This window comes from Thiomicrospira sp. (genome assembly GCF_014859555.1).
Classification (GTDB): Bacteria; Pseudomonadota; Gammaproteobacteria; order Thiomicrospirales; family Thiomicrospiraceae; genus Thiomicrospira.
On the sequence record NZ_JACUTY010000043.1, the window covers coordinates 1 to 18,066 of the forward strand.

Below are 18,066 nucleotides of genomic sequence, written 5' to 3' on the forward strand. Positions count from 1 at the left end.
TTTTGTAAATTCACTTTTACTTGTTTTTGGGAACGGAAAACGGGACGCTACCCTTGGGAAAACGGGACGCTACCCTTTAGGGAAAACGGGACGCTACCCTTTGATTCTACCCTTCGATTTTAGTACATAGTTTAAGACTTAGTTGATTAAAGATTTAAGGCGGTCTTATTCGTTGTTAAAAGGAGTCGATAATGCTTGACCATCGCACATACAGTTTGCTGGCGCTGGGTTAATTTGTTAGCGTGTCGGTTGGTGCTTTTGATTGCGGTTGGCGTCATTGTGGTTCAGGCTTGGTCGGCACCAGGCCTGGTTGTAGCATTTTGCATCTTTTGTAGCAAGTTGCTACAATTATGATTCAAACCCAGATGGAGATTGAAATGGCTACGCAAAGTGTTCGATTAGATACCGAGTTAGTGGATAAGGCTGCGATTATGGCGAAAGCCCATCATCGTACTACGCCAAAACAAATTGAATATTGGGCGAAGATTGGCGAAATTATGGAAGATAACCCAGATTTGCCTTATGAGTTTGTGTCTCAAACTTTGATCGCGCAAGCTGAAAAAGAAGCCGGCATACTCGAGCCTTTTCATCTTGACTGATTCGGTTCAAATATTACAAACGCCAGCATTTAAAAAGGCCGTGAAAAAATGGCATGCTAATCAGCGTGCTGATCTAATGCAGGCAATTAAAGATTTAATCGCGAATCCCTTATTAGGTGAACGTAAAAAAGGCGATTTGCATTATCTTCGTGTCTACAAATTTAAAATGGCAAAGCAACTGGCTTTATTGGGCTACAGTTATGATGAGCAAGTTTGGGTGATCGAACTGCTCGCTTTGAGTTCACACGAAAATTTTTACCGAGAATTAAAGCAATAGGATAGGTTATGGATATTAAAGATTATATGCAGAATTTAGGGCAGGCGGCGCGTGCGGCTTCTCGGGTTTTAGTGACCGCGACCACCCAGCAGAAAGACCAGGCCTTGTTGGCGATGGCGGCGCAGTTGGAAGCGCAGGCTGAATTATTGAAAACCGAAAATGCAAAAGATTTAGAAGCCGGTAAAGCCAATGGTTTGGATGCGGCGATGTTGGATCGTTTGGCGATTGACGACAAGGCGATAAAGCAGATGGCGGAAGGGCTGCGTCAAATAGCTGGCCTAGTGGATCCGATTGGTGAAGTGACGGATTTACGTTATCGCCCATCCGGCATTCAGGTTGGCAAAATGCGCGTGCCTTTGGGCGTGGTGGGGATTATTTACGAATCACGCCCAAATGTGACCATTGATGCGGCGGCTTTGTGTTTGAAATCCGGTAATGCGGCGATTTTGCGCGGCGGTTCGGAAGCGGCGTTTTCAAATCGTGCATTGGCGGCCTGTATTCAAGCTGGGCTAGAGCAAGCTGGTTTGCCTAAAGCGGCGGTTCAAGTGGTTGAAACCACGGATCGCGAAGCGGTGGGCGAATTAATTGCGATGCCTAAATATGTCGATGTGATTATTCCACGCGGTGGCAAAGGTTTAATTGCGCGCATTAGTGAACATGCGCGTGTGCCAGTGATTAAACATTTGGATGGTATTTGTCATGTGTATATTGACGATGACGCCAACAAAGAGAAAGCAATTAAAGTCGCCTTTAATTCGAAAACCCATCGTTATGGCGTATGTAATGCGATGGAAACCTTGCTGGTGGCCGAATCAGTGGCGGCGGACATTTTGCCTGAGTTGGCTAAGTTGTATGCGGAAAAGTCGGTTGAATTGCGTGGTTGTGAAGTAACACGTCAAATTATTGAAGCCAAAGCCGCGACTAATGAAGATTGGGAAACCGAATATTTGGCGCCGATTTTATCCATTAAAGTGGTGGCGGGTATGCATGAAGCCATTGCGCATATTGATCTATACAGCTCTGGGCATACGGAATCCATTATTACCGAAAACTACACCAAAGCGCGACAGTTTATGGCGCAAGTTGATTCTAGTTCGGTGATGGTGAATGCCTCCACGCGTTTTGCGGATGGCTTTGAATATGGTTTGGGTGCGGAAATTGGCATCAGTACCGATAAATTCCATGCACGTGGCCCCGTTGGGCTGGAAGGTTTGACATCGCAAAAATACATTGTATTAGGTGATGGACATATTCGACAGTAATTGAAGAGTTGTGTTCTGAGCATGACTTTAACGTGACCACCAGGCCTGGTGGTTGCGATTTTATCCCGTTCTAAGTTGCTTTTGATAGGTTTGATTCACGCCAAGCAATTCTTTTTCTTTTGCGATGCAAATATCCAATAAACGTAGTAAAAAATCACTGAACAGCGGGCAGTCGAGGCGTTTCTGGGTGATGGTCTCGCGAATCTGACTGTAGGTGCCATGTAGCTGTTCGAGCTCAACGCCATAGAGGTAAAGTTTGTTGAGATTTAAATCTAAATAACGATCTAAACGCTGCGCACAACGCGTGGCTTCTACCTTTGACAAAATACTATCCACAATCGATCGATGTAGGTTCTGGAAACGTGGATCGCGAATCACTTTAAAAATTTCTTGGTGACGACTGGTCACTTTGTAATATTGGCACTGATCAGTGAAATGTTGAATCGCCACCTGATATTCAGACGGTATGCCGTGAGAATTGGAAGGTGAATACCAGTGAACTTCGGCTTTACTGATGACTTTAATAACACGCCCTTCGCCGCGTTGTTTAATCACTTGTAGGGATTCGCGTTGGGCACGACGTGTTTCTTGCTTTAAGGCTTGTTCAATACCGACCACTTGCCAGTTAAAGCGCTGCGGATCTTGATTCATTTTATAGTTTTCCACGACCTGAGGTTTGTCTAGAAACGCCAAGTAATCGCTATGGTTTGTATTGAACACGCGGAAGATGTGAATCATGATCCTTTAATTCCTAATTATTTTAATAGGTTAGTCATATTAACTTGCGCTAATAAGGCTTGGCTATTCAAATTTATTTATGTAAAACACGTGCGTATTTATACGAAACAAAAGGTTTTAAAGGGCGAATTGGCTTGATTGGAATTTAATTGGCATAAAGGCGTTTTAAGAGTTGAGCCGCCTGATTTATTTTTTGGAAGGTTTGGTTGTCGCCGCCCCGGTCTGGGTGGTGTATAAAACAGAGTTTTCGATATTGAAGATTCACTTGTTCTAGACTGATTTCGTCTTGTGTTGTGATTTCTAGTGTGAGTTTGGCCTGTTCAATTTCAGAGGGGCTGGCGGTTGATACGCCGGATAATTGTTTCCAAAATTGATTGAGCAAATCCACTACATCTTGAGTTTGGGTGTCGCGGTAATGTTGGTAGTCGAGATAATAACGTTTTAATGAATTATCACACGCTAAGTTAGTTTGGTCGGTATGCGTCATATCCAGGTCGGATTCGGGTTGAAAATGTATGTTTAGGCAATCAATCACCAGGCGACCGTGCCCGGCTTGCTGCCATTTATCCGCTAAACGATACAAAATATGAAACAACAAAAAGTGCGCCTGAAACAATTCAAGCGGCTCTAAGCTGGGGGTGAAAACCGCATAACCGACTTGGCTTAGTTGCTTTAAGAACGCATGTTCGGCCATGCCAGTTGGATGGCGGCTTAAAATGCTCAATAAATCGGTTTCTAGCTGGGGATCAATTGGCGGATTATCGGGTTCGGCCATGTTGCTCCCAATCTAGTAAATTTTGTTTAAGTTCGCTGCCCCAAGCATAGCCGCCGAGTTCGCCATTGCGACGAATCACACGGTGACAAGCAATATACCAGCTAATTGGATTCGCCCCCACCGCATTCGCCACCGCACGGCTGGCGGTAGGGCGGCCAATTTGTTGTGCAAGGCTTAGATAATCGGTGGTTTGACCAAATGGAATTTGTGTTATTGCTTGCCAAACCGTTTGCTGAAATGGGGTGCCTTGTGGGCAAAGTGTTATTGAATATTCAGCTTCACCAATTGCTTCGGCCACAGGCTGGGTGAGGGTCGAGTCGGTTTGGTATTGCACCGCAGCAAGCGGAAACGGCCTAAAATCACAGCGGCGCAAGCCCTGTTGATCCAACAATAGGTAAACCTCGCCAAAGCGGGTGCGGTGTTGGCCGTAGGTAAGAAGGGTGGACTCAGTCATTTGGTTAGTTTAAGTGACGCTGCCAGCGAATAAAAGTATAATGTGGCGTTTAATAATTAATGTACTAAACCTTGCTAAGGATCGTGTGTGCAAACTACCAGGCCTGGTGAACCAGCCGGACAATTAATTGGCGTATATGGCGGCACGTTTGATCCGATTCATTACGGTCATTTACGTCCGGCGCTGGATGTGTTGAATCAGCTTGAGTTGGATCACGTGCGGTTTATTCCTTGCTTTACCCCGGTGCATCGCGCGCATCCGCAGGTGTCTTCCGAGCAACGTTGCGAGATGATTGAATTAGCGATTGCGCGCCAGCCGAATTTCATTTTGGATAAACGTGAAATCGAGCGCCAAGGGCCATCGTTTATGGTGGATACTCTGCGCAGTTTAAAGCAGGATTTTCCTCAAGCCAGTTTGGTGCTGATGATGGGAACGGACGCGTTTGCGAAGTTTCTATCTTGGCATGAATGCGCCGCTATTTTAGAACTGGCTCACTTAGCGGTTATGCATCGGCCAAATGAACCTTTACCTAGCCAGGGAGCGTTGGCGCAGTTATTAGAAGCGCGATTGGTGACAAAACTGCCGAGTTCACCAATCGAACCCAACCAGCGCGCCGGACAGATTGTAGAAGTGGAAGTTACGCAATTAGATTTAAGCGCGACCCGATTACGCGAGCTGTTAAAAAACGGCCAACCGATTGACTATTTGATGCCGCCTAGCGTTATCGACTATATTAAACAACACCAACTTTATTTATAAGGAATCTGAATGGATTTGCAGCAAATTGAAAACATCGCCCTCAAGGCACTTGATGACGGTAAAGCACGAGATGTCCAAGTAATTGACGTGGCGGGTATCTCTAGTTTTACGGATCGTATGATTGTCGCCACTGGTACGTCTTCGACCCATGTGCGCTCATTGGGTAGCATGGTGGATCAGGCGTTTAAAGAAGCCGGTGATCCAAGCATGGGCATGGAAACTGGCCCCGAGCCGGATTGGGTTTTGATTGACCACGGTAACTTGATTGTGCATGTCATGACTGAAAAAGCGCGCGCTTATTATTCGATCGAAAAGTTGTGGAATATGAAACTCGAGGCGACGATGGAAGCCGATGCTGAACCAGCCGAAAAAACTGAAAAAACTGACTAAGATTCGAGCGGATTAATGCAGATTCACTTTATTGTTGTCGGCCAAAAAATGCCCAAATGGGTACAAGAAGGTTACAGTGAATATGCCAAACGCTTGCCTAAAGCTTGTGCGTTAAATTTAATAGAGTTGCCCATGTCGCAACGTGGCAAAACCAGCTCGGTGGATCAAAACAAACAAGAAGAAGCCAAACGCATTTTAGCGGCGATTCCAAAAGGCGCGCGTTTGGTAGTGTTGGATGAACACGGTCAACAACCAACCACGTTACAGTTATCAAAAAAGTTGGAAGACTGGCTAAGTGGTGGTCAAGATGTTGCGCTGGTTGTGGGTGGGCCGGATGGCTTAGAGGCCAGTTTGATTCAGCAGGCGGATTGGACTTGGAGTTTATCGAAACTGACTTTGCCGCACCCGTTGGTTCGGGTGCTGATTGCGGAACAAATTTATCGCGCTTGGTCGGTGATTCAAAACCACCCATACCATCGCGAGTAAATTTTGATCAAAGCTTAGTCACGTAACTGCGCGTCTAGGTGATCAACCATGTCCACCCAGTCGGCATCGTTTTGCCAGGCTTCTCGAATAAATTGGGCTTGAGATTCGTTCCAGAATTCAGCTTGATCCAAGGGTTGGTCGTCGCGGATGCGATGTTGACGAATGAACTTTTGGATCGCTGTTTCTGAGCTATCCAAGCCAAGTTGGTCAAACAAGGTAGAAAGCGTGTGCTGTGATGTGTCCATGTCGATTTCTCCATCAAATGTTGTTGAAAGTCACTTACTCATTATAGACAGCCTAAGCCTAAGAAAAATAGCCTTTTTTAGTTGACGTTACAAATAAAAAAGGTATAATCTCGCCATCCTTTCAGACCCTATTGTAAAACACTGGCTGAGTTGTGAATCTGACAACTTGTAAAACCCGGATTACTTTAGTTTTTAACAGAATTTTGGAGACACCACTGTGGCAAACTCAGCACAAGCACTAAAACGCGCTAAACAAGCCGAAAAACGTCGTCAGTTAAACGCATCACAGCGTTCAGACATGCGTACAGCTGTAAAAAAAGTATTAGTCGCGATTCAAGCGGGTGATAAAGCCGCTGCTAACGAATTGTTTCGTGCCGCACAAGCTAAGCTTGACGGTATGGCGCGTAAAGGCGTGATCGAAAAGAACAAAGCGGCGCGTTCAAAAAGCCGTATCAACGCTCGTATTAAAGCCCTAGCTTAATTTTAAGCTAGCTTTAAAAGTGTTGTGCCATCCTTAAGGATGGTTTAAAAGCCGTGTAGCAATATAAAAATATTGCACACGGCTTTTTTGTATTTAGAGCTATGGTATTATTTGGCCTTTATGTTTTTGGATAGGGTCTAGTGAAGCCAGTTTTAAAGTCATTTATTGTTTTTCCATTCTTGTTAATCAGTTTGTCGGCTTGTGTGCCATCCCACGTATGGATTAAGCAAGCTGATTTAATCTCTATCGAAACACGCCTTGCCCAAGTTGAAGAAGCCCTACATCAACAAACCATTCAGCAACAAGCCCAGTCCGATGTCCGATTTAAAAGTCAGCAGGCGGCCCAGCAGGAGTATCTTGAGGTTTTGCGTGCCGACCTGGCTAAATTGGATATTGGCAACCGTATTTATCAAACCGTAGACCCCATTAAGCTGGCAGAGCAAGAAGCTAATAACAACCAGCGTCAGGAAAAACAAACCAAAGATGATGGCTATATTTATGTGGGCGATAAGTTATTGGTCGGCGAAATTGAAACTGTACATATTATGCCCTCCGATATTCAGATGTTGGCGCGTATTGACAGTGGCGCGACGACTTCATCGTTAGATGCTCGTCACATCACGCGTTTTGAAAGGGATGGTAAAGACTGGGTTCGGTTTGATTTGGTAAACATACAAACCAACGACATAAAAACCATTGAGCGACCACTAGAACGCAATGCGCGTATTGTGCAGTCTAATACCGAAGAGCAAGAACGTCGTCCAGTGGTGTTGATGAGTTTAACGCTAGGAGATATTACTCAGATGGTGGAGTTTACCTTGTCGGATCGACAACATTTAACTTATGCCGTTTTAATTGGGCGCAATGTCATGAAAGACATTATTTTGGTGGATGTAGGCAAAAAAAATATCGCGCCACCTAAAATATCGACCCCATCGAACGGTGAGGATCAATAATGTCGCGACCTATTTTTTATGGCTTTATTTTTGCGCTGGTCTTGATTGGCATTATTACCGCTTGGATGCGTCACGATATAACCGGCATCCCATTAACCCCTGGTCAACAAACATCGGCTTGGTTGGTTGAAGCGAAAGTCTATTTTCGGGCGCAGGGTGATGAGCCAGTTTTGGCGAGTTTAAATTTACCGGGCCGCACACCTGGTTATAAATTGTATTTTGAACAAACCGCCTCACCGGGTTATGGGTTTTCGATTATTGATTCGGACAATGCGCGCCGAGGTGAATGGTCCAGACGCGAAGCCGAAGGCCAACAAACACTCTATTATAAAATTCAAATTGTTCCCGATCCCAACCCTGCAGCAGAATTAGAGCGCCCACCGGAGATCATTACAGAAGTGTTTTGGCGTGAGTCGGACCGGATTGCGGCCGAGAACTTGTTAGACGAAGCTTATCAGCGTTCCAGTACACCGCAAAGTTTAACGCGCGAAGTCATTAAGCTGGTAGCTGAGAGCAACCGAAACCAAAATTCGGAGCTGTTATTAGCCAATCATTCGCGCCCTCATTTGCTAGAGAAACTACTGAGTCATGCAGGTTTGAAGGCTAGAGTTGCGATGGCATTAGCGCTACAAGATGCACGACGTAATCAATCCTTAGTGCCAATGATAGAAATTTATGCAGATGATGAGTGGGTCGTTTTTGATCCCTTAACCGGGGTGCAAGGCTTGCCAACTAATATGATGTTTTGGCATCGGGATGGTGGCTCTCTGATTGATTTAATGGGCGCGTCAGGTGCACAGGTTAATTTTTCGATGTTGGAGCAAAAAGTACCGGCATTAGAGCTGGCGCGAGCGCAATCTGGCAATAGTGCGTTTGACTTGTTAAGTATTCACCACTTGCCGATTGAAGAACAAGGTGTATTTAAGTTGCTGTTACTATTGCCAGTAGGCGCGCTGATTACGGTTTTACTGCGCATAATTGTGGGCGTAAGAACTTCAGGAACTTTTATGCCCGTGTTGATTGCACTGGCTTTTTTACAAACATCACTCATACCAGGCCTGGTGAATTTTATTTCGATTGTGGCGATTGGGTTGTTACTTCGCAGCTATTTGTCGTCTCTAAATTTATTACTCGTGTCAAGAATCGCCACGATTATCGTGATTGTGGTGTTTATTGTCGGTCTGATGAGTTTGATTGGATATCAGTTGGGCTTTAATACCGGGATGACGGTGGCGTTTTTCCCTATCATTATTTTGGCTTGGACGATTGAACGTATGTCGATTTTATGGGAAGAAGATGGGCCTAAAGAAGTCCTGGTTCAAGGCGGCGGCAGTTTATTAGTTGCGGTGTTAGCTTACTTGGCAATGCAGTTGGAATATGTGGGTTATCTGAGTTTTAATTTCCCTGAACTTAACTTGGTGTTGGTTGCATTAATTATGCTGATGGGGCGTTACACCGGTTACCGTTTATTGGAGTTACGTCGGTTTCATGCAATGGGAACTAAGTAATGGCTTGGTGGATTCGTCCCAGCCAATTAAAAGCCCAAGGTATTATGGGAATGAATTGTCGTAACATAGACTTTATTTCGCAATACAATGATAGATGCTTATATCCATTAGTAGATAACAAACTTAAAACCAAGTTATTAGCCGAAGAATCAGAGGTGAAGTCGCCGAGTTTGCATGGTGTGATTCGCCAGCAGCATGAAGTTAAAAAAATCATGGGTTTTTTAACTGGTCTAGATGGTTTTGCGATTAAACCAGCGCGGGGCTCAGGCGGCAAGGGCATTTTGGTGATAGTAGGACGCGAAGGGGAAGACTTTTTACGCGCTTCCGGAAAAAAAATGAGTTTAGAAGATATTCAGCGTCATGTTACCAATATCTTAGCGGGCTTATATTCCTTAGCCGGTGCACCAGATACGGCGTTGATTGAAGGTTTGATTCGGGCTGATGACTTGTTCGCGAACTACTCATTTCAAGGTGTACCGGATATTCGTATTATTGTGTTTAAAGGTTATCCCGTGATGGCGATGTTACGTTTATCGACTCATCAGTCGGATGGCAAGGCCAATTTGCATCAGGGGGCGATTGGTGTGGGGTTAGATATGTGTTCCGGTCAAGCCGTGCATGCGGTGCAATTTGAGAGACGTTTAACTCATCACCCCGACACCGGTGCCGAGTTAAATCAAATACAAATCCCAGATTGGCCGGATTTGCTGAAACTGGCATCACGTTGTTATGAAATGACCGGACTGGGTTATTTGGGAGCCGATATTGTTTTAGATGCGGATCGCGGCCCGATGCTGCTTGAGTTAAATGCACGTCCGGGTCTGACTATTCAAGTCGCAAACGGCACAGGACTATTGCCTAGATTGCGGCATATAGAAACCCTGGATCAACCTAAAGCGACGCCCGAACAAAGGGTGGATTATGTGCAGGAATACTTTCGCGCGAAGCTGTTAATTTAGATTGCCCTGCAACCAAAACTTAGAACCACCAGGCCTGGTGGTTCTATTATCATCAAGTCGGACAAATCATTTGGCCGAGTTGTTGGGTCAGTTTAATGTTTTCTGAGTAATCGACAGGGCAATCAATAATCACCACACAATTATCTTGAATCGCTTTTTCCAAGGTCGGCAACAGTTCATCTGTATGTTCTATGCGATAACCCTTCGCACCAAACGCATCGGCAAATTTAACCAAGTCCGGGTTGTTAAAATGAATATTACTTTCGCGGCCAAATTCGTTGAGTTGTTTCCATTTAATCAAACCATATTCGCTGTCGTTCCAGACCAATATAATCAAGGCTAAATTGAGGCGAACCGCGGTTTCAATTTCTTGGCAGTTCATTAAGAAACCCGCATCACCGGTGACGGCGACCGCCACTTGGTCGGGTTTGGCGAGTTTGGCGGCGATCGCACCCGGCAGGGCAATGCCCATAGAAGCAAAACCGTTTGAAATAATGCAGGTGTTGGGCGCTTGAGCGTTATACATGCGCGCCATCCACATTTTATGCGCGCCCACATCACACACCACAATATCTTCATCACCCAGCGCGACACGCAAATCGTGAATGATTTTTTGCGGTTTCACCGGAAAGGTGTGGTCTTCGTCGTATTGATGAAACTCATATTCCATCATGCTTTTTAAGTTAGCTACGCCGCTGTGATCATGGCGATGACTGACGGAGGCGATGCTTTCCAGACTGCGGCCAATGTCACCTAAAACACCGGTTTCCACAATATAGTATTCGTCCACTTCAGCTGGGTGAGTATCGACATGGATGATTTTACAATCCGGATTATGATTCCAAAAAGCCGGTTGATATTCAACAATGTCGTAACCTACACATAACACCACATCCGCACGATCGACCCCACAGGCAACATAATCGTGCGCTTGCAAACCAATGGTGCCAATAGATAAATCGTGGCGGCAAGGAATCACGCCTTTGGCCATAAAGGTGGTGGCGACCGGAATATTGAGTTTAGCCGCAAATTCAATCAAGGCTTCGCTGGCCTTGGCACGAATGACACCATTACCCGCAATAATAACCGGGTGCTTGGCTTGCGATAACAGATCGGCGGCTTGGCGCACTTTTTCAAAATTCGGTGCAGGGGCGCTAGGGCTTTGGCGTTTTAGCGGTTTTTTATCAACTGGAATTTTGGCAATATCTTCAGGAAAATCGATAAAGCTACAGCCGGGTTTTTCAATTTCCGCTACTTTAAAGGCTTTGCGTACAATTTCGGGAATAATGTCGGGGCTGAGTATCTGAGTGCTGTATTTGGTGATGGGTTGAAATAAATTCACCAAATCCAGCACTTGATGACTTTCTTTATGTAGGCGAGTCGTCGCCGCTTGACCGGCAATCGCCACCACTGGCGCACGATCCATATTTGCATCGGCTACCCCAGTGACAAGATTGGTCGCACCTGGGCCTAAGGTGGATAAACATACGCCCGCTCGACCAGTTAATCGACCATAAACATCGGCCATAAAGGCACCACCTTGTTCGTGGCGAGTCAGGATAAACTGAATGTGGCTGTCTAAAAATGCGTCCATTAAATCCAGGTTTTCTTCACCCGGAATACCAAATACATATTCGACGTCCTCGTTTTCTAAGCACTTTACAAATAACTCAGCGGCTTTCATGTCAATCCTTTATTTTGAGGTGTGAGACTAGATTACTGATAAACGCTGATCGCTTCAAGCTATATAGTGAACGCATCAAATCATGTTCTGAGCAGAGGCTTCACCACCAGGCCTGGTTGTTTGGTAGAATTCGGCTTTAATAACCATTTAATAGTGATGACATTTTGAAGCGAATTATAAAAGCCACCGCCACCGTAGGCGGCATGACGATGATCTCCCGAGTGCTGGGATTTGTGCGCGATATGGTGATTGCACGTTTGTTCGGTGCTTCGGCGGGTGCGGATGCGTTTTTTGTCGCCTTTAAAATCCCCAACTTTTTTAGACGTTTGTTTGCCGAGGGCGCGTTTTCGCAAGCTTTTGTGCCAGTGTTGTCAGAAACCAAAGAAAAGGGCGGGCAAGCAGCGGTGCGCCATTTAGTCGGGGCGATTGCGTTCCGATTAGGTGCGGTATTGCTGGCATTAACACTATTTGGAGTGTTGGGCGCATCCTTGTGGATGACCGTATTTGCACCAGGGTTTCGTTCTGATCCAGAAAAATTTGCCTTGGCGACCGACATGTTACGCCTGACTTTTCCTTATTTAATGTTAATTTCGTTGGTCGCATTATCGTCGGCCTTAATGAATACCTATAACCGCTTTGCCGTGCCCGCGTTTACGCCGGTTTGGTTAAATTTGGTGTTGATTGGTTGTGCGATTTGGTTGTCGCCCATGTTAGACATTCCGGTGATGGCGTTGGCTTGGGGGGTGTTAATTGCGGGGGTGGTGCAGTTATTGTTTCACCTGCCTTTTTTATGGCAGATGGGTTTATTGCCCAAACCCACGTCTGCACCAGATAAAGGTGTAAATGAAGTCGGGCGTTTAATGATACCGGCTTTATTTGGTGTGTCGGTGGCGCAAATTAATTTATTGGTGGATACGATTTTGGCGTCGTTTCTAGTTACCGGTAGTGTGTCCTGGTTGTATTATTCTGACCGTTTAATGGAATTTCCATTAGGCGTGTTTGGCGTTGCCTTAGCCACGGTGGTATTGCCGGGTTTATCGAGAAAAGCCGCGCAGGCTGATTGGAGCGGATTTCAGCAAGACTTGGATTTTGCACTTAAATTGGTGGCGATTATCGCCGTACCAGCCATGTTAGGTTTGATGATTTTGGCACAACCGTTATTGGTTACCTTATTTTTCTATGGCGAGTTCAGTGCATTTGACGTGCAAATGGCGAGCCAAAGTTTGGTGGCTTACTCATTTGGTTTACTGGGTTTTATATTAGTTAAAGTGCTGGCGCCGGCATTTTATGCACGTAAAGACATGAAAACGCCAGTCAAAATCGCGGTGGTGGCGTTGGTGAGTAATATTATTTTAAATCTATTGCTAATCGGTCCGCTCGCCCATGCAGGTTTGGCTTTGGCGACCTCTTTGGCGGCTTTTGTTAATGCCAGTCTGTTGTATTACTTTTTGGTAAAACAGCAAGTGTTTACGCCGCAAAGTCCTTGGCGCGGCTTCAGTTTGCAAGTCGGGCTAGCGGTGCTTGCGATGAGTTTAGCAATTTGGTTTATCAACCCCGATCACCAGGCCTGGTTGTTGTTTGATGCCTGGCAGCGAGTGGGTTGGTTGTTTGGTTTGATTTTGGTTGCCATGGCCGTTTATGCACTTACTCTAATCATCTTTGGATTTCGCCCGCGCGCATTTTTTCAGTCTAAATCTGATCGTTAATTTTTTGATATAGCTTCGTTTAAAAATCGTAATTATGAAGAATGCTTTTGCATGAGTTATTGAATGATTGTTCAAAAAGGTGTTTAATCATTATTAAGAATTTTAAACGCAAGGCACGAGCCGTGCTCTAGATTGTAAAACACTCGGAGTTATTATGTTTTTTGGAGTGAGTCAAGCTCGGTTTAATCAAGTCAATCAAGATAATCATTTGGGCACCTCGATTAACCCCTGGTTGATTCTGGGTTAATCGAGGTGCCCTATTGCAAAAGGCCAGCGTCATTTTCTTGAAAATGGCGAGACCGCCATGAAACAGGGGCTGGTCAGTGTTAAAAAAATTGTGTCTTCGAGTGAGAAAATTACCGAAATTATCAGTTTAATTGATGCTATTGCTTTTCAAACCAACCTGCTCGCTCTTAATGCGTCAGTTGAGGCGGCAAGAGCCGGTGATCATGGTCGAGGCTTTGCGGTGGTGGCGGCTGAAGTGAGGGCGCTGTCGCAGAAATCGGCCGAAGCCGCTAATCGTATTAAGTTACTAGTTGACCAATCCGTATTACATTCAAAACAAGGGATGCAAGATATTCATCAACTTGAAGAAAGCTTAAACAATATAAAGGGGCAAGCAGCAAAAATGCGCGAAACCGTTGCCGAGATTAAAGATATTGCCTCCAGCTTAATTGAAAATGCAAAACAAGATCTGGACGAAAGTTCATCTTGGGCAAAACGTAGAAGTTTAGGGCTAAAATCACAGTAAAGATGAGAGCTAAGGAAATAGTGTTCTCAAAAACTCATTTTTGAGTTCGCAAAGCGAGGGTTGATTGGGTTGGGTTTTGCTATAACCCCTTAATCCATAGATGAGGTTAATTAACAGTTTAGATTGAATCTCTGGATCAAGATTGGGTGCAAGGTGACCCTCAGATCTTGCTCGTTCCAGTAAATGCATAAACTTTTGTTCAATTGCACTAAACTGTGCATGGACTTTTTCTAACACTTCCCCGTCGCTTTGCGGTGTTTCAAATAGCGTATTCACTAAAAAACATCCCTGCGGCGTTGAGTTTAAGTCGTTTAAAAAACAATTGAAAAATTCGTAAATCACTTCTTTTGCAGGTTTATCAGCATCTAAAATTGGATAAATGGCCTGTTGCAATTTCTCACAGTAAGTCTCTAGAGCCAGTAAAAAAAGGGTTCTCTTGTTACAAAAAGCCGAATATATACTCCCAGGCTTTAACCCAGTGGCCGTGATTAAATCTCCAATAGATGTAGCTTTGTAGCCCTTCTCCCAAAAAACCTGCATTGTGGTTTCTATTGCCGCTTGTTTATCAAACTCTCTAGGTCGTGCCAAGATTTACCTCCTTAATTCGTGTGTTTATTCTAAGCGATCGATCCAAAATAATCTATGTATTTGAATGATCGTTCAAATTCTGTTAGATTGTTGATTAATCGTTCAATAACAGGGAGAAGTTGATAGCGCTTCCTACAAATACAAAACAACAAGTGCCTAAAGATCAGTTGCAGATGATTGAAAAAATTGAGGAAGCCTTTGGGTTTGTGCCAAATATGATGGCGAAAATGCTCACCTCTGAACCCCTAACACAAGCTTATTTAGACTTAAATTCTTTGTTTGATCAGACGGGGTTTTCTTGTGAAGAAAAGCAGATTATTTTACTTGCAAATAGTCGTATAAACGGATGTCAATACTGCCTGGCTGCGCATAGAAAAATGGCACTTATGCATAAAGTTGATACCAATATTATCGATCAAGTATCACGCAGGGCGAAAAAATTGATAATCCAAAGTGGCAGGCTTTGGCCGAATTTACGGCTGAAATGGTGATCACAAGAGGGTTCCCCAAGAATGAAGCGCTTGTTAATTTCGTTGTAGACTTACGGAGTTAAAGAGGTGCCCAAATGTTTCACTAGGACTTATTATATGAAGACGACTAAAAATTTGTTTCTCGGCTCTTCAGTTGTACTGGGTGTCGGTTTACTTGTGAGTGCGTATTACTGGCCGGTTTTACATTGGTTATGGTTAGTATTGGGCGCTTATATTTTTGTGGGTACTTATGACTTGGTGCAGAAAAAACATACTTTACTGAGGTTGTATCCGGTAGTGGGCCATATCCGGTTTTTATTTGAGTCGATACGACCGGAAATCCAGCAGTATTTTGTTGAGGACGACACCAGCGGAATGCCTGTCAGCCGGGAGTTTCGTTCTTTGATATACCAAAGAGCAAAAGGCCAAAGAGACACCCGTCCATTTGGCACGGTTTTTGATACCTATCGGGTAGGTTATGAATGGGTTGAGCACTCTTTATCGCCTGTAGCTCAAGTGCCCAAGCCGACACGCGTTTCTATAGGTTCATCGAGATGCCGCCAGCCATATTCGGCTGCGCGGTTTAATATTTCGGCCATGAGTTATGGCGCACTGAGTCAGCACGCGATACGCGCCCTAAACAAGGGGGCAAAAATCGGAAACTTTAGTCATAACACCGGCGAGGGTGGGTTGAGTCCTTATCACTTAATGGAAGGGGGCGATCTTATTTGGCAAATTGGAACCGGATACTTTTCTTGCCGAACTAAGGAGGGTGGGTTCGACTCTAAATTATTTAGGGAGAAGGTTCTGAACCCTCAGGTCAAGATGGTAGAGATTAAATTATCTCAAGGCGCCAAACCAGGGCATGGCGGTATTCTTCCCGCGGTGAAGTTGACTAAAGAAATTGCCGAAATTCGTGTGGTTGAAATGGGTAAGGATGTGTTTTCGCCCTCGCACCACAGCGCATTTAATTCCCCACTTGGCTTAATCGAGTTTATCGAAGAGTTAAGAGAATTAAGTGAAGGAAAACCGATTGGGTTTAAATTAAGTATTGGCCGTTATTCCGACTTTATCGGTATTTGTAAAGCGATGAAACAAACTGGAATCACGCCTGACTTTATCACGATTGATGGAGGAGAAGGCGGAACCGGTGCCGCGCCGATTGAATTTACCAACTCGGTAGGGTCACCCTTACGAGAAGCGTTGCATTTTGTTCACTCAACGCTAATAGGGTTTGGTTTACGCTCGGAGATTAAATTGATTGCATCAGGCAAGGTTTTTTCAGCATTTCATGTCATGCGTGTTATGGCATTAGGTGCCGATCTTGTGAACTCGGCACGTGGAATGATGTTTGCATTAGGGTGCATTCAGTCGCGCCAGTGCCATAGCGATACCTGCCCGACAGGCATCGCTACTCAAGATCCTCGCCGTTATAAGGCGTTGGATATTGATGATAAGGCCGAACGAGTCGCTCGCTATCAAGCGTCTGTTTTGCATCATATGATGGAATTGGTTGCGGCACTCGGTATCGACTGCCCATCAAAGTTGAATCCTGCCTATCTCAAACGCAGGGTCGCGGCGAACCTTGTCATGTCTTATCAGCAACTCTACCCGGTCGTAGAAGAAGACTGTTTGTTGGAGAAAACAACGGTGCCTGAAAATCTGCTGACTGAATGGGAACAAGCCAATGCTTATCATTGGTGAAATAAATAAAGTTCTATAAAAAAGTTCTAACGTAAAAGTTTTTAAACTAAAGGAAGGATAGTTATGAAAGTTTTAATACTAAAACCCATCTTAGCCGGGATTATAGCTACAGCGGTGATGTCCGTGTTTGCAATGACAGTGCCCTCTATGATGAATATGCCACCGATGGATTTCGGCGTAATGCTGGGAGAGCAAAACCCATTGATGCCAATGCCTTACATGATGGGGTGGGTAATGCATTTTATTGTGGGGAGTGTACTGGCTTTAATTTATGCCTACATTTTTTTAAAGCGTCTACCGGGTCCAAGATGGTTTAGAGGCATTTTGTTTGCCATGCTGCCTTTTATTATTGCTCAATCGGTGATGATGCCGATGATGGGTAATGGGTTCTGGTCAGCGGGCGAAATGTCTATGCTTATAGCGAGTTTTATGGGGCATGTCGTGTTTGGGGTGGTGTTAGGTGCGACATGTAAAGGCGTTTAAGTTAACCTACAGCTTATAATCGCTTTGCCCGAGCTGGCAAAGCGATTATTGCTTCTTTATTGAGTCGCCTGACGAGACATAGATTGCAGTAGCGTTTTAATTTTAGCAGCAGATCCGCAGTTTAGGGCTGAGTTATGGCGTGCTGTTAAATAGTCGAGATCATTATAAGAGAGCCAGACCTGGTCTCTTTCATCCTGCCAAACGAGAGCTTTTAAAGGAAGGTCAATACCAAAGGTTTGTTGGCATTGCATAAGCGGCGTTCCGCCCTGTGCGTTGCCAAAAATAATTAATTGGGTTGGTCTTAACGTTTGACCTATGTTTTGTGCACCAGCGGCATGATCGATTTTAGCGAAAACCTTTAAATCCTTGCTTAATACAATTTGCTCAAATTTATCCATGGTCTGTGAAACGGAGTGTTGGCTTTTCACCGAAATAAGCCCTTGTTTATTTTGCGCATAACTGGCTTGACTGAACATAAAAAACATTAGGACAGGGACTAAGGTGGTGGTGAGTATATTTTGTTTCATGTGATAGTCCTTTTTTGAATGACTGTTCAAATATATTGGATAATATTAAACTTGTCAAATTTGAAATATCGCAAAACGAGCCCTGGTGGTTTGTTAAAATTGCGTTTTTGTTCCAGACGCTCAAAGAAGGACTAAAATGCAAAACCAACTTAAAAATGCCGATTAATGAATTAGCGGCGTTTTATGATGGTCTTGAAAAAGACGTTTACTTGGGCACCTCGATTAACCCCTGGTTGATTCTGCGGGACTTAAAAGGTCACTTAT

At 44.6% G+C, this 18,066-nt stretch carries 22 protein-coding genes; 15 read left to right on the plus strand and 7 right to left on the minus strand.

What is annotated here, in order from left to right; genetic code table 11:
* Positions 1-377 precede the first annotated feature (377 nt).
* From IBX48_RS07600 to IBX48_RS07610, 3 genes are read left to right on the plus strand one after another with little or no spacing between them, the layout of a single operon-like run.
* On the plus strand, positions 378-599 hold the full coding sequence (locus IBX48_RS07600) for a hypothetical protein (protein ID WP_296832655.1): 222 nt from the start codon (positions 378-380) through the stop codon (positions 597-599).
* A 40-nt stretch (positions 600-639) separates the two neighbouring features.
* Positions 640-876, plus strand: a complete 237-nt coding sequence (locus IBX48_RS07605) for a type II toxin-antitoxin system RelE/ParE family toxin (RefSeq protein ID WP_296832657.1) — start codon at positions 640-642, stop codon at positions 874-876.
* Between the two features lie 8 nt (positions 877-884).
* Entirely contained in the window at positions 885-2,138 is a 1,254-nt protein-coding gene (locus IBX48_RS07610; RefSeq protein ID WP_296832660.1) for a glutamate-5-semialdehyde dehydrogenase, read from the plus strand.
* 60 nt (positions 2,139-2,198) lie between these two features.
* Here the strand turns inward: IBX48_RS07610 and IBX48_RS07615 are convergent, their stop codons facing one another.
* The 3 genes from IBX48_RS07615 to IBX48_RS07625 all read right to left on the minus strand — a co-directional run bounded on the left by IBX48_RS07615 (position 2,199) and on the right by IBX48_RS07625 (position 4,105).
* Entirely contained in the window at positions 2,199-2,876 is a 678-nt protein-coding gene (locus IBX48_RS07615) for a hypothetical protein (protein WP_296832663.1), read from the minus strand.
* Between the two features lie 145 nt (positions 2,877-3,021).
* Complete coding sequence (locus IBX48_RS07620; protein WP_296832666.1) at positions 3,022-3,651, minus strand: DNA-J related domain-containing protein; 630 nt, start codon at positions 3,649-3,651, stop codon at positions 3,022-3,024.
* On the minus strand, positions 3,635-4,105 hold the full coding sequence (locus IBX48_RS07625; protein ID WP_296832669.1) for a methylated-DNA--[protein]-cysteine S-methyltransferase: 471 nt from the start codon (positions 4,103-4,105) through the stop codon (positions 3,635-3,637). The genes IBX48_RS07620 and IBX48_RS07625 overlap by 17 nt, the downstream gene beginning before the upstream one ends.
* 87 nt (positions 4,106-4,192) lie before the next feature.
* Here IBX48_RS07625 and nadD point away from each other — a divergent pair, with 87 nt between their 5' ends.
* Genes nadD through rlmH form a run of 3 tightly spaced genes read left to right on the plus strand, consistent with a single transcriptional unit; the run spans position 4,193 to position 5,740 of the window.
* Entirely contained in the window at positions 4,193-4,864 is a 672-nt protein-coding gene (nadD, locus tag IBX48_RS07630; RefSeq protein ID WP_296832672.1) for a nicotinate-nucleotide adenylyltransferase, read from the plus strand.
* Between the two features lie 9 nt (positions 4,865-4,873).
* The gene (rsfS, locus tag IBX48_RS07635) at positions 4,874-5,254 is read left to right on the plus strand and encodes a ribosome silencing factor (RefSeq protein WP_296832675.1); all 381 of its coding nucleotides are present in this window, start codon (positions 4,874-4,876) and stop codon (positions 5,252-5,254) included.
* A 15-nt stretch (positions 5,255-5,269) separates the two neighbouring features.
* Positions 5,270-5,740 (plus strand): 23S rRNA (pseudouridine(1915)-N(3))-methyltransferase RlmH, encoded by a 471-nt coding sequence (gene rlmH, locus IBX48_RS07640; RefSeq protein WP_296832678.1) that lies wholly within the window; start codon positions 5,270-5,272, stop codon positions 5,738-5,740.
* 14 nt (positions 5,741-5,754) lie between these two features.
* Here the strand turns inward: rlmH and IBX48_RS07645 are convergent, their stop codons facing one another.
* On the minus strand, positions 5,755-5,985 hold the full coding sequence (locus tag IBX48_RS07645; RefSeq protein ID WP_296832680.1) for a DUF2789 domain-containing protein: 231 nt from the start codon (positions 5,983-5,985) through the stop codon (positions 5,755-5,757).
* 217 nt (positions 5,986-6,202) lie between these two features.
* Here IBX48_RS07645 and rpsT point away from each other — a divergent pair, with 217 nt between their 5' ends.
* The 4 genes from rpsT (at position 6,203) to IBX48_RS07665 (ending at position 9,889) form a co-directional block, all read left to right on the plus strand.
* Entirely contained in the window at positions 6,203-6,466 is a 264-nt protein-coding gene (gene rpsT, locus IBX48_RS07650) for a 30S ribosomal protein S20 (protein WP_029933899.1), read from the plus strand.
* A 140-nt stretch (positions 6,467-6,606) separates the two neighbouring features.
* Positions 6,607-7,422: an ATP-dependent zinc protease gene (locus IBX48_RS07655; protein WP_296832685.1), complete on the plus strand. Its 816-nt coding sequence runs from the start codon at positions 6,607-6,609 to the stop codon at positions 7,420-7,422.
* The gene (locus tag IBX48_RS07660) at positions 7,422-8,930 is read left to right on the plus strand and encodes an inactive transglutaminase family protein (RefSeq protein ID WP_296832688.1); all 1,509 of its coding nucleotides are present in this window, start codon (positions 7,422-7,424) and stop codon (positions 8,928-8,930) included. Before IBX48_RS07655 ends, IBX48_RS07660 begins: the two co-directional genes overlap by 1 nt.
* Complete coding sequence (locus tag IBX48_RS07665) at positions 8,930-9,889, plus strand: alpha-L-glutamate ligase-like protein (protein ID WP_296832692.1); 960 nt, start codon at positions 8,930-8,932, stop codon at positions 9,887-9,889. Before IBX48_RS07660 ends, IBX48_RS07665 begins: the two co-directional genes overlap by 1 nt.
* Before the next feature lie 52 nt (positions 9,890-9,941).
* Here IBX48_RS07665 and IBX48_RS07670 read toward each other — a convergent pair whose 3' ends face one another.
* On the minus strand, positions 9,942-11,573 hold the full coding sequence (locus tag IBX48_RS07670; protein WP_296832696.1) for an acetolactate synthase large subunit: 1,632 nt from the start codon (positions 11,571-11,573) through the stop codon (positions 9,942-9,944).
* 164 nt (positions 11,574-11,737) lie between these two features.
* Between IBX48_RS07670 and murJ the strand changes: the two genes are divergently transcribed.
* On the plus strand, positions 11,738-13,279 hold the full coding sequence (gene murJ / locus IBX48_RS07675) for a murein biosynthesis integral membrane protein MurJ (protein ID WP_296832699.1): 1,542 nt from the start codon (positions 11,738-11,740) through the stop codon (positions 13,277-13,279).
* A gap of 259 nt (positions 13,280-13,538) precedes the next feature.
* Positions 13,539-14,030, plus strand: coding sequence for a methyl-accepting chemotaxis protein (locus tag IBX48_RS07680; RefSeq protein ID WP_296832715.1), 492 nt, complete (start codon positions 13,539-13,541; stop codon positions 14,028-14,030).
* A 9-nt stretch (positions 14,031-14,039) separates the two neighbouring features.
* Here the strand turns inward: IBX48_RS07680 and IBX48_RS07685 are convergent, their stop codons facing one another.
* Complete coding sequence (locus IBX48_RS07685; RefSeq protein ID WP_296832702.1) at positions 14,040-14,618, minus strand: TetR/AcrR family transcriptional regulator; 579 nt, start codon at positions 14,616-14,618, stop codon at positions 14,040-14,042.
* 119 nt (positions 14,619-14,737) lie between these two features.
* On the opposite strand from IBX48_RS07685, the gene IBX48_RS07690 reads away from it, so the two are divergent.
* The 3 genes from IBX48_RS07690 (at position 14,738) to IBX48_RS07700 (ending at position 17,275) form a co-directional block, all read left to right on the plus strand.
* Positions 14,738-15,109: a carboxymuconolactone decarboxylase family protein gene (locus IBX48_RS07690; protein ID WP_296832703.1), complete on the plus strand. Its 372-nt coding sequence runs from the start codon at positions 14,738-14,740 to the stop codon at positions 15,107-15,109.
* Between the two features lie 96 nt (positions 15,110-15,205).
* A complete protein-coding gene (locus tag IBX48_RS07695; RefSeq protein WP_296832706.1) occupies positions 15,206-16,792 on the plus strand; it encodes an FMN-binding glutamate synthase family protein in 1,587 nt (528 codons plus the stop codon).
* Positions 16,793-16,855: 63 nt separating this feature from the next.
* Positions 16,856-17,275, plus strand: a complete 420-nt coding sequence (locus tag IBX48_RS07700) for a DUF6789 family protein (RefSeq protein WP_296832708.1) — start codon at positions 16,856-16,858, stop codon at positions 17,273-17,275.
* Between the two features lie 56 nt (positions 17,276-17,331).
* Here the strand turns inward: IBX48_RS07700 and IBX48_RS07705 are convergent, their stop codons facing one another.
* Positions 17,332-17,802 (minus strand): DUF302 domain-containing protein, encoded by a 471-nt coding sequence (locus IBX48_RS07705; protein WP_296832711.1) that lies wholly within the window; start codon positions 17,800-17,802, stop codon positions 17,332-17,334.
* Positions 17,803-18,066 lie beyond the last annotated feature (264 nt).